Source organism: Limosilactobacillus alvi, from assembly GCF_016900115.1.
GTDB classification, from domain to species: domain Bacteria; phylum Bacillota; class Bacilli; order Lactobacillales; family Lactobacillaceae; genus Limosilactobacillus; species Limosilactobacillus alvi.
In genome coordinates this window covers 1-11,327 of sequence record NZ_JACJJQ010000050.1, presented here as the reverse complement: position 1 = coordinate 11,327, position 11,327 = coordinate 1, and the positions used below count along the sequence as shown (strand labels likewise).

Annotated in this window: 12 protein-coding genes and 1 other annotated feature; of the genes, 3 read left to right on the top strand and 9 right to left on the bottom strand. The window is 41.1% G+C overall.

The annotated features are described in order from the left end of the window. Positions 1–340: 340 nt before the first annotated feature. The 7 genes from greA to H5993_RS08370 form a co-directional block, all read right to left on the bottom strand. Positions 341–817, bottom strand: coding sequence for a transcription elongation factor GreA (gene greA, locus H5993_RS08400; protein WP_180871823.1), 477 nt, complete (start codon positions 815–817; stop codon positions 341–343). Between the two features lie 75 nt (positions 818–892). Then, positions 893–1,543: a uridine kinase gene (gene udk / locus H5993_RS08395; RefSeq protein ID WP_204777016.1), complete on the bottom strand. Its 651-nt coding sequence runs from the start codon at positions 1,541–1,543 to the stop codon at positions 893–895. A gap of 22 nt (positions 1,544–1,565) precedes the next feature. After that, positions 1,566–3,995: a phenylalanine--tRNA ligase subunit beta gene (pheT, locus tag H5993_RS08390; protein WP_204777015.1), complete on the bottom strand. Its 2,430-nt coding sequence runs from the start codon at positions 3,993–3,995 to the stop codon at positions 1,566–1,568. Positions 3,996–3,999: 4 nt separating this feature from the next. Continuing rightward, positions 4,000–5,046, bottom strand: a complete 1,047-nt coding sequence (locus tag H5993_RS08385; protein WP_204777014.1) for a phenylalanine--tRNA ligase subunit alpha — start codon at positions 5,044–5,046, stop codon at positions 4,000–4,002. 37 nt (positions 5,047–5,083) lie between these two features. Further along, positions 5,084–5,279 (bottom strand) — a binding site (T-box leader). Between the two features lie 16 nt (positions 5,280–5,295). Beyond that, a complete protein-coding gene (locus H5993_RS08380) occupies positions 5,296–5,661 on the bottom strand; it encodes a winged helix-turn-helix transcriptional regulator (protein ID WP_204777013.1) in 366 nt (121 codons plus the stop codon). 17 nt (positions 5,662–5,678) lie between these two features. Then, the gene (locus H5993_RS08375) at positions 5,679–6,185 is read right to left on the bottom strand and encodes an HD domain-containing protein (RefSeq protein ID WP_204777012.1); all 507 of its coding nucleotides are present in this window, start codon (positions 6,183–6,185) and stop codon (positions 5,679–5,681) included. A gap of 98 nt (positions 6,186–6,283) precedes the next feature. Next, the gene (locus H5993_RS08370; protein ID WP_204777011.1) at positions 6,284–7,069 is read right to left on the bottom strand and encodes a TrmH family RNA methyltransferase; all 786 of its coding nucleotides are present in this window, start codon (positions 7,067–7,069) and stop codon (positions 6,284–6,286) included. 48 nt (positions 7,070–7,117) lie between these two features. On the opposite strand from H5993_RS08370, the gene H5993_RS08365 reads away from it, so the two are divergent. The 3 genes from H5993_RS08365 (at position 7,118) to H5993_RS08355 (ending at position 8,891) form a co-directional block, all read left to right on the top strand. Then, positions 7,118–7,390 carry an acylphosphatase gene (locus H5993_RS08365; protein ID WP_204777010.1) on the top strand — a complete coding sequence of 91 codons (273 nt, stop codon included), beginning with the start codon at positions 7,118–7,120 and terminating at the stop codon, positions 7,388–7,390. Positions 7,391–7,472: 82 nt separating this feature from the next. Continuing rightward, positions 7,473–8,411 (top strand): membrane protein insertase YidC, encoded by a 939-nt coding sequence (gene yidC, locus H5993_RS08360; RefSeq protein ID WP_204777009.1) that lies wholly within the window; start codon positions 7,473–7,475, stop codon positions 8,409–8,411. Positions 8,412–8,480: 69 nt separating this feature from the next. After that, entirely contained in the window at positions 8,481–8,891 is a 411-nt protein-coding gene (locus H5993_RS08355) for a peptide deformylase (RefSeq protein WP_204777008.1), read from the top strand. Between the two features lie 55 nt (positions 8,892–8,946). On the opposite strand, the gene H5993_RS08350 is transcribed toward H5993_RS08355, so the two are convergent. Both H5993_RS08350 and H5993_RS08345 read right to left on the bottom strand, forming a co-directional pair. After that, positions 8,947–10,452 (bottom strand): HAMP domain-containing sensor histidine kinase, encoded by a 1,506-nt coding sequence (locus tag H5993_RS08350; RefSeq protein WP_204777007.1) that lies wholly within the window; start codon positions 10,450–10,452, stop codon positions 8,947–8,949. Positions 10,453–10,464: 12 nt separating this feature from the next. Continuing rightward, the gene (locus tag H5993_RS08345) at positions 10,465–11,151 is read right to left on the bottom strand and encodes a response regulator transcription factor (protein ID WP_204777006.1); all 687 of its coding nucleotides are present in this window, start codon (positions 11,149–11,151) and stop codon (positions 10,465–10,467) included. Positions 11,152–11,327 lie beyond the last annotated feature (176 nt).

The window sequence follows — 11,327 nt, the reverse complement described above, 5'->3', positions numbered from 1 at the left end:
GAGGATTAACCCTCTTCTTTAATATATCACTTTTTCCTGATTTTTAAATTCTTATTTAGATCAGGTTTGTTTAGTGTACGCTAATTTTCGATAACTTTTCGCTTGACTAATCGTAGGAAAGAGGGTGGGAAGAAACTCAAGTTTCTTCCCACCCTCTTTGTCATCTCCGAATGTTACTCAGTAACTAAGGTCAAAAAGCACGGCCTTAGCGGATAAGTGCGAACGAAAGGCCGATTCTAATGAATCAACCTTCGTCCTTCTTATCCCAACCAGGCCGTCAAGGAGCTTTTTTCCCAACCTCTCCTTGTCATCTCCGCATGTTATCAGAAAGCTCAACTTATTATTTAACTGATAAAATCTTAACCTTCATCGTCCCTGACGGAATTTCAACTTCGACTTCTTCACCAACTTTATGACCCAAAAGACCTTTTGCCATTGGTGATTCGTTTGAAATTTTTCCATTCATCGGATCAGATTCTGATTCCCCAACAATCGTGTAAGTTTCAGGTTCCTCGTCAGGTAATTCTTGGAAAGTAATTTCCCGACCCATTGAGACTTCATCCTTGTCAACCGCATCATTATCAATAATGACCGCATATTGAAGCATGGTTTCAATTTGGCTAATCCGCCCTTCAACGAAGGCTTGTTCATCCTTTGCAGACTCGTATTCAGAGTTTTCAGAAAGGTCCCCATAACTCCGAGCGATTTTAATCCGGTTAATAACTTCTGGCCGCCGCTTTAAGCGAAGGTCTTCTAATTCTTGTTCGAGCTTATGCTTTCCCTCTTCCGTCATCGGGAAGCTCTTTTCTTCTGCCATTTTCTCAACATCCTTTCATCTAAATTATACTGTGAAACATTATCACGTTAGTAACTAGATTGCAACTTTATATTTTTATTTGATCGTCAAATGCCCTCGCTTAGCTAAAACATCGCGCACCTTAGTGGTTAAAATATCGATGGCGACATGGTTTTGACCACCTTCGGGAACAATGATATCAGCATAACGTTTCGTCGGTTCGATAAATTGGTGATACATTGGCTTAACCGTCTTTAAGTATTGGGAAATAATTGAATCCAACGTCCGACCACGTTCCTTCATATCCCGTTGAATTCGCCGCAAAATCCGAATATCATCATCGGCGTCAACATATACCTTGATATCCATCAAGTCCCGTAAGCGTTCATCATCAAGAATCAAAATTCCTTCCAAAATAATGACATCTTGGGGTTCAACATGAACTGTCTTAGCTGACCGCGTGTACTCTTTGTAGTCATAGACCGGCATTTCAATGGATTGATTATGCCGTAATGCATCCAACTGTTGAATCAACAAGTCAGTGTCAAAGGCAAGTGGATGGTCATAATTAACCGCTTTCCGTTCTTCCATTGTCATCATAGCCTGGTCATTGTAGTAAGTATCTTGATTGATAATTTGAATTGATTGGCCCTTCAAGTTATCATAAATTGCTTGTGAAACCGTGGTCTTACCGCTTCCAGAACCACCAGTCACCCCAATTACAATTGGCCGCTTATCATTGTCCATTATTTTCCTCTCATTCTATCTACTAACGAATTTCAGCATTAAGTGTTGCTTGTAAGTAATTAACAACCTTATCGAACGCCGCATTAACTTCTTCTTCTTTCAAAGTTGTATCATTAGCTTGATAAGTTAAGGTATAGGCTAATGACTTCTTGTTACCGGGTAAGTGGATCCCATGGTAAACATCAAAGAGGCGAACGTCCTTTAAGAAGGCGCCCCCCTTCCTCATAATTGCATCTACAATTTCTTGGTTGGTAATTTTTTGATCAACTAAGAGCGCAATGTCCCGCGTTACGGCTGGGTACTTACTAATGTGGACATAGTGCTTATCTCGCTTATCGGCGCTAAGCACAGCTTCCAAATTAAGCTCAAAGACGTAAGTTTCCGGAATCTTATATTTCTTAGCAAGACTTGGGTGAACTTGGCCAACAAATCCAATTACCTTACCATCGAGAAGGATCTTTGCCGTCCGACCAGGATGGAGTTCCGGCCGTGTTTTATCAGCAACGTATTCAACCTTACCAGCAACTGCCATGTTAGCAAGGTAAGTGTCAACAATCCCTTTAATCACGAAGAAATCAACTGGAGTACCCTTAACTGCCCAATTTGGCGCGGTCATTGAACCCGTGACTGCCCCGGCAACGTGTTCTTCTTCCTTTGGCCGTTCGTTTCCATCTGGTAAGAAGACCCGGCCTTGTTCATAAAGGGCAACATCTTCAACCTTCCGCGCGTGATTGTAAGCAATATCAAGTAATAGTCCACTTACAATACTCATCCGGGTAGCAACGTGATCAGAACTCATTGGGTAATCTAGCATCATTGGTTCAGTTGGCTGAGGTTCAACTTCAAACCGCTTAGCTTGTTCAACTGTCGTTAATGAATACGAAATTGCTTGCGTTAAGCCAAGTCCTTCAAGCACATGCCGACTTGCCCGTAAACGTGTTTGCCGTTCATTTAACCCTCCGGCAGTCCGCGTCATTGATGGTAAGGTTGAAGGAATTTGATCGTAACCATATAACCGTGCGATTTCTTCATACAGGTCAGCTGGTAATTCAATATCCCAACGCCGAGCTGGAACATTGACCTCTAATTGGTCTTGATCAAGGGAACGTACTTCAAAATCAAGGCGAACAAAGATTGATTCAATGTTGGCCATTGATAACGCTGTTCCTAAGACATGGTTAACCCGCTTAACTGAAATCACAATCTTTCGATCCTGCACAACGGGCTTAGCAGCTACGATTCTGCCACTCACAACAGACCCCTCAGCTAATTGATTTAACCAGTATGCCGCTTCGTCTAAGGCTTGACTAACGGTTTCCGGATTAATCCCCCGTTCAAAACGCATTGAAGATTCAGAGTGTAAATCCAACCGCCGCGCCTGTTTCCGGACCATCACCGGATCAAAGATCCCTGCTTCTAAGGCAATTGATGTGGTTTGATCATCAACCATTGTAGATTCACCACCCATGGTACCAGCAAGGGCAACGGCTTGATTAGCACTAGAAATGACGATGTCATGGGCCTTTAATTCCCGCGTCTCCCCGTCTAAAGTAACCAATCGTTCACCATCCTTGGCATGTCGAACGGTTAATTGATGATCTGGTAATTTGTTGTAGTCGAAGGCATGGAGGGGTTGGCCATACTTAAGTAAAATGTAATTAGTAATGTCAACCACGTTATTAATTGGCCGAATTCCTGCATTCCAAAGTTTAATTTGAAGCCACATTGGACTTTCAGCAACGTGTAAATTCTTAATTAGCCGCATTTCATAGGCAGGGGCAATCGCGGTATCATCAATTTTAACTGCTAATTGGCCTTCAATTTTTTCAGTAGTATCCTCTTCAACTTGGTGAGTTTTAAAGCCATTCGGTAAGTCATAAATTGCAGCGAGATCATTAACGTTTCCGAAGATACTTAGCATATCTCCCCGGTTAGGTGTTAAATCAGTATCGATAATGGTGTCATCCATTCCTAAGTATGGGTAAACATCATCACCCGGTTTAGCATCGTCAGGTAAAAACCAAATTCCCGCTTCATAAGCCTTTGGCGCAATTTTTTCCGAAAAGCCGATTTCTTGCAAGGCACAAAGCATCCCGTTTGATTCAATCCCGCGAATCTTTCCCCGTTTAATTTTAACGTTATCCTTAATCCGGGCCCCAACTAAGGCAACAATTACCTTTTTCCCCGCTTGAACATTTGGTGCTCCACAAACAATTTGTAAAGTTTCATCATCACTAACCTTAACTTGACAAACATTCAAATGATCAGAATCCGGATGGGGTTCAAGGGAAACAATTTCCCCCACAACAAGCTTTTTTAAACCATCCATTGGTGAGTAAACATCGTTAATATCAACCGAAGTTCGGGCCAGCTTTTCCGCTAAGTCTGCTGGTTTAATATGCTTTTCTTGCAGCGGTAAGTATTGATTTAACCATTGATATGATACTTTCATTTCTTTATCCTTTCTGGTTGAATTGGTTTAAGAAACGGACGTCATTTTGGTAGAAATCCCGAATATCTTCAACCCCGTACTTAATCATCGCAAATCGGTCTGGACCAAGCCCAAAGGCAAAGCCACCATATTTATCTGGATCAACTCCGGACATCTTAAGGACGTTTGGATGAACCATCCCAGCACCGAGAACCTCAATCCAACCAGTGTGCTTACAAATGGCACAACCCTTCCCAAGGCAGTTGAAACAAGTAATATCAGCTTCCACTGATGGTTCTGTGAATGGAAAGTAACTTGGCCGTAGCCGAACTTCTAATTGATCACCAAAAAGGGTCTTAGCAACAACTTCCAAAGTTCCCTTTAGGTCAGCCATCGTAACGTGTTCCCCCAAAACCAGTCCTTCAACTTGGTGGAATTGATGAGAGTGAGTGGCGTCATCGGTATCCCGCCGGTAAACTTTTCCTGGCGAAATCATCTTCAAAGGTCCCTTTGAAAAGTCATGCTTTTCCATCATCCGAGCCTGCATTGGTGAAGTTTGCGTTCGCATCAAAACGGATGGAGTGACATAGAAAGTATCCTGCATATCCCGGGCCGGATGATCCTTTGGGAGGTTCAAACGTTCAAAGTTATATTCCTCTTGTTCAACCTCATCTCCAACGGCGACTTCATAACCCATCCCAACAAACAAGTCTACTAATTGGTCAATAATTTGTTGGATCACATGTGGTTGGCCTTGAATAACTGGCTTCCCTGGTAAGGTGACATCAATGGCTTCTTTTGCTAATTTTTCGTTGAGCTGAGCAGCCGTTAATTCAGCCTTCTTGACTTCAATGGCCTTTGTTAATTCATCCCGAATCTCATTAGCAAATTTCCCCACCTTTGGCCGTTCTTCTTTACTGAGGTCTTTCATCCCCCGCAAAACAGCGGTTAGTGGTCCTTTCTTTCCAAGCATCTTAACCCGAATGTCATTAACTTTACTTAGTTCTTCGGTTTCGTTAATTTCTTGGATCCCTTGTTGGCGTAATTCTTCCAGCTTTTCTCTTAAGCCCATAATTTCCTCCTTTTAGGGTAGCAAAAAACCTCGTCCGGCAAGGGACGAGGTTTCGCGGTACCACCCTAGTTTATAGCAATGCTATACACTCAATGATTGATAACGGTAATCAACCGAGGATGATCCCAACTCCAGAAATGAAATTCACTCCATAAGCAGCACTCCACTTTCAGTCACTGGTGAAGTTTCCCTGAACAACTGTAGAAGTTACTAGTTTCCTTCAACGTCTTTAATTTACTGGTCAATATTCTAACTAATCTTTTCCATTTGGTCAAGAGCTTCATCACACCATTTATCTGACCAATGATGAACAGCGGCCATTACCGGTGATAATTCTTTTCCCCGCTGGGTCAAGGCATATTCAATCCGGCTTCCCCCCTTGTATGTCCGGCGTTCAACAATTCCTTCTTGTTCCAATTCCCTTAACCGTTCACAAAGGACTCGATCTGAGCACTTTTGAATGTGACCAGCTAAATCCTTAAAACGTTGGGTTTTCTCGTGAAGCAAGACTTCGATAATCATCCCGTTCCATTTCTTCCCTAAGATTGAAAAAGTCTTCGTAAACTTTGGACAAAGACTAAAATCATCTTCTGTAGTCATAACAGTCTTTAACATTTTCCGCTCCTCCCTTTTTAATTTATCTTCGCTAGGCGATATTTTTTCATCCGTTGGTGAAGTTTCTTTTTTAGTGGGCTGAAAAATTCATGTTCAGCCTCGTAATCATCAACTAAAGAAACAATCAGACTTTCAGCATACTTTGGAACTGCCAAAGTGGCTCCAAACATGTGCTTTAAAATGATATCCCTTTCCTTTGAATTAAGCCGTGTTAGCTTTTCGGCATTTCGTAATGCTACCCGAGGGTGAATAAAAGCATGAGTGCCTAAATCAAATTTAGTTGTACGCCAATCATAATAAAACAGGTCGTGCAATAACCCGGCGCGAGCCGTACTAACGTAATCTAAGTGAAGCCGCTTGGCGATTCGGTAACTATCATAAGAAACCGCAATCGAATGTTGCAAGCGGTCGGAGTGGTGGTGTTGCGTATAATCCGCTAACTTTTGCACTGCTGGTTGTCGAAGTAAATCTGCAACAAGGGCCACATATTCCTTATCGTTGCGCCATTCATTCCTTGCTTTCATGCACTAGACTGCCCCTTTTCTATTTAGTTATTGTTTATTTTACACGATTTAAGTAAAAAAATAAAACCAGATTGCTTATTTTTAGTTAGTCTTAATTTTTACTCATTCAGGGCTTGTTGATTTAATTCAAACATCAAAATCCCGGCTGAAATAGCAACGTTAAGGGATTCTGCTTCCCCTTTCATTGGGATATACAAATTAGCGGTCGTTTGGGCTAACAATTCTTCCGCCATCCCATGACCCTCATTTCCCATTATTAAAGCAAAATTTCGACCTGAATTAACGGTGCGGAAACTCTTTGCCTTCGGGTTTAACTGAGTCCCATAAACAGGAATTTTTTGTGCCTTAAAGTCTTGAATCCACTTAGTCAAATCGCCAGTATACAGCTTTAAGTGGAACTGACTTCCTTGCATGGAACGAACCACTTTAGGATTAAACAAGTCAGCTGATTTGTGGCTCACAATTACCCCGGCAAAACCAGCTGCATCAGCTGTTCGCACCATTGTTCCAACATTTCCGGGATCTTGAACCCGGTCTAACATTAACCAAGCCCCTTTCAGATCGACTTGGCCATTAAACCGTTGGTCGGGCAATTCCGCAACAGCGGCAATTCCTTGGGGAGTCACTGTATCCATCACGTGTTTTAAGATCATGGGGGTTACCTCATAGACCTGATCAAAGCGTGATACAATATCTTCATGAGTGGCTAGTTCTTCAGCTGTACCAATTAGTTCAGTTAAATGAATATCACTTTTTAATGCCTCTTCAACTAAATGCCAACCATCTAATAAGTAAGCATTAAATTTTTCCCGTCCCCGTTTGGTAGCTAGTTTTTTCCAATTCTTAACATGTTGATTTTTAATTGATGTTAGTTGTTCGCGCATATTATCACCTCAAGACCAATATTATACCATTTTTAAGGAGGAGTTTTGATGTTAAATTACTTGATCTTAGTATCTGGAAGGGTTCAGGGCGTTGGTTTTCGCTATTTCACTTGGCAACTCGCTAAGGACGCCGGCTTAATGGGAACAGTCAGAAATCTTGATGATGGTCGGGTTGAAATTGTTGCTCAAGGACCTGCAAAGGTTCTACGCCAATTTCTCTTTGCCATTAAAGCTGGTCCTAGCCCATATGCCAAGGTTACCAAAGTTCAAGTTAAGGAACAAAATTTAGCTGACTTTTCAAGTTTTGAAATTACGAATTAGCTGTCTAGGTGGTATTTTGGCTAAAAATCGAGTATCATTATTTTTTAGTGACACAAAATAAAATAAAGGATGAAAAAAGTCAATGAAAAAATTAAAGCGCGGTGGGATTCTATTATCCCTAGCTAGCTTATTAGTTTTACTTTCCGGTTGTGTGCGAGTCAAAAACGGTAAGCCCTATGGAATGATTTACGATTACCTTGCAAAACCAATGCAACACTTTATGGAATTTATTGCTCAATATATGGGTGGTAGTTATGGGTGGTCAATCGTCGTGATCGTAATCATCGTTCGAATGATTTTGTTACCCGTTATGATGAGTCAAATGAAGAAATCGACCTTGATGCAAGAACGGATGGCGATGGTTCAACCACAAATGCGGGCCTTGCAAGCCCGCCAAAAGAAAGCTAAAACCCAAGAAGAACAAGCTGCGATTGCTCAAGAGATGATGTCTTTTTACAAGGATAACAACATCTCTATGACTGGGGGAATTGGTTGTTTACCATTGTTAATCCAATTACCAATCTTTACCGCCTTGTACAATGCAATCAGGTATTCCCCCGAACTCTCCAGTGCAACCTTTATGGGTATTCCACTTGGAAAACCAAGTATCATTTTAGCGGTTCTTTCCTTCCTGGCTTACCTGGTTCAATCCTGGGTTTCAATGCTTGGGGTAGCAGAAGAACAAAAGAAACAAATGCGAGCGATGTTATTAATGAGCCCCATCATGATTGGAGGAATTTGTTTAACCTCCTCCGCTGGACTTGGGGTCTACTTCTTCATTGGGGGCCTCTTTGCAATCTTACAAACCATCTTAATTAACGCTTATCGGCCACGTTTGCGGAAACAAATCAAGCTTGAAATGGCTAATAAGCCTAAGAAGCCTGCTAAACCAATCATTGAAGCAAAACCAGTTACCGAAGAAAAGCCAACGGCCGCCATCGAAGCCTTAAAGCAAACTAAACCATCTCAAAATAAAAGACCACGAAATGCTGGTAAGCAACATCACAAATCACAAAATTGATCATGTTAATTTTTAAGGAGCTGAGAGAAACTTTCTTTTCGGCCCCTTTTGTTTCATCTGGAGGAAAAAATGATTAAACCAATTAACAAAAATCTCCAAAGTCTAAAAGTTAAGAGTCAACCTGCCAGTATAGATGATCGTCAAGTAGCTCAAGATTTACTTGATACTTTAGAAGCTCATCAAGTCGAATGTGTTGGCATGGCCGCTAACATGATTGGAATGCATAAACGGATCATCGCCGTTTCCCTTGGTCCAATTAATATTGCCATGTTAAATCCCGAAATTACGCAAAAAAGCCAGCCTTATCAAACTGAAGAGGGCTGTTTAAGCTTAACTGGTAAGCGTTCAACTACTCGATATCAAAAGATCACCGTCCATTACATTGATCTGACTGGTGAATCCCAAAGTTTAAATTTAACTAACTTCGCTGCTGAAATTGTTCAACACGAAATCGACCACTGTAATGGAATCATTATTTAAACCAAAAAAGCGAGTAAGAAAGTTGGAAAATTTTTCTCCCCTTTCTTACTCGCTTTTATTTTTCACGTTCTTGGTTTTTCTCAGCATTATTATTTTTGACATCAACAATTGGCAACGTCAAACGGAACAACGATCCTGATCCTAGCTGACTCTCAACGGTGATCGTTCCGTGGTAACCTTCAATTAACCGTTTGGCAATCGCAAGTCCAAGGCCGTTTCCACCTTTCTTCCGACTCCGCGCTTTGTCTACCCGATAGAAGCGATCAAAGACCTTCGATAATTCTTCTGGTGATATCCCCTCTCCAAAATCTTGGACACCAATTTCAACTGCTCGTAAATTTCGGGACAAGGAAAGGTGAATTTTCTTTCTCTCGCCAGAGTATTTTACGGCATTGTCACACAAAATAATCAATATCTGTTCAAGATGATCCCGGTAAATTTTTACAACTTCATCATGACGCAAATCATCATCTAACATAAATTCAAAGTCCGGATGGATCATCTTAAAATTGTTGTAAACTTGATGAACCACATCGCGAACCGGGGTTGTAGCATCCCGGAAATTAAGTTCAACTTGCTCAGCCCTAGAAAGATCTAGCATTTCTTGAACCAAACTATTCATCCGTTTGGTTTCCGCAATCACAGCGGGGATGGACTCTTCCAAAACTTGTGGATCATCTTTTCCCCACCGCTGTAACATTTGCATGTGGCCTTGAATAATTGCCACCGGCGTCCGTAATTCATGAGAAACATCTCCCACAAATTGTGATTGCTGGTCAATATAACGTTGCATCCGGTCTAACATTGCATTAAAAATCTGACTTAACTCTGCTAACTCATCATTGCGATTTAGTTCAGGAACTCGTTGATTCTTGGTAGGATCATCCCGAATTGCAACGATCGTCGATTGAATATCATCAAGTGGTCGTAAAATCAAGTAGGACAAACCATAACCCAACAAACCACTTGCGATCACAACCAAAGTAAGCGCCAAAATACTAATTAGTAATAGTCGGTTATATCTTTGATAATAATTAGTAAGATGATTTTCAATCTGTAAATAACCAACTACTTTCTTAGTTGATTTGCTATAGATGGGCGCCCGGCCAAGTAAAATCTTGTGTTTTTTACCAGAAACTAGCTGAATTTGACTAGTTTTAACTTTTGCCGGTGCCCGGTAAAGAGTTCCAGTAGAAAAAACCAAATGATTTTGGCGATTATAAATTGCAACTTCAGTTCGAGGATTGATAATCTCTTGAATAATTGGTCCTTGATAACTTTGCCGTACTTGATTTACCGTTTGAGATTTAATTCGTTTCTGTAGCAAGTGATTGATCTGTTGAGTAGTAATGTCATCACGATTTGTCGCACCCAGTTGGTGGCTAGTGGTAACCAAACTGTCATTTAAACTTTTCCGTTCCTGGTTTAATAAATCCTGGGTAAAACTACTAAATAAAGCGGTAACCACAATTAACGAAATCAACAAAGACCCGATTGCTGTTCCAAGCGCCCATTTAACTTTAAGCGAAACAAACCTCGGCTTTGCCTGCTCTTTTTCCATATTAAGCCCCACTTACGAGCGAATTACATAACCAGTTCCCCGAACTGTTTGGATATAGCTCTTTTCACCAGGGCGGTCAATCTTATTTCTAAGATAACGAACATAAACGTCAACTACGTTAGTTTCAACTTTTGCGTCGTAGCCCCAAACCTTACTTAACAGTTCTTTCCGTGACATTACAACATTTATATTTTCCATTAAAATTAATAATAGTTCATATTCCCGCTTGGTAAGGTTAATAACTTCATCGCCCCGCCGAACTACTCGATTTTCCTTTTCGATCGTTAAATCTTTGTAGTTAACTGTCGTTTGGTGACCACCATTTGCTCCGCCTTCAATATTGATTCGCCGTAGCAAGGCCCGTACCCGGGCAAGTAATTCTTCAATTGCAAATGGCTTAACAATGTAATCATCAGCTCCATGATCTAGCCCAGAAACCCGATCAATAACTGAATCTCGAGCCGTCATAATGATAATCGGTGTGTCCTTGACTTCACGGACCCGCCGAGCAACTTCAATCCCGTTTAATTCAGGAAGCATGAGGTCCAACAAAATGACATCAAAGTCTTGATTTAAAGCTGCTTCTAGCCCTGTTCGACCATCTAACTCAACATCGGTTTCATAACCATCATGCTTTAATTCTAGTTCAACAAACCGAGCAAGGTTTTCTTCATCTTCAATAATCAAAATCCGACTCATTTTTTCACCTTCACAAATCTAAAAATTTTTGACAATCCTATAATTATTCTATCATAAGTTATTAATTTTCCCTAGCAGTTGTCAAGAGTTTCTTAATATGGCTCTTCGTCAACTGGTACTGATAGAATTTTTAAGGCTAAATTGGTCTAGTTTAGGCTGCCCAACGTGGGTGGCCT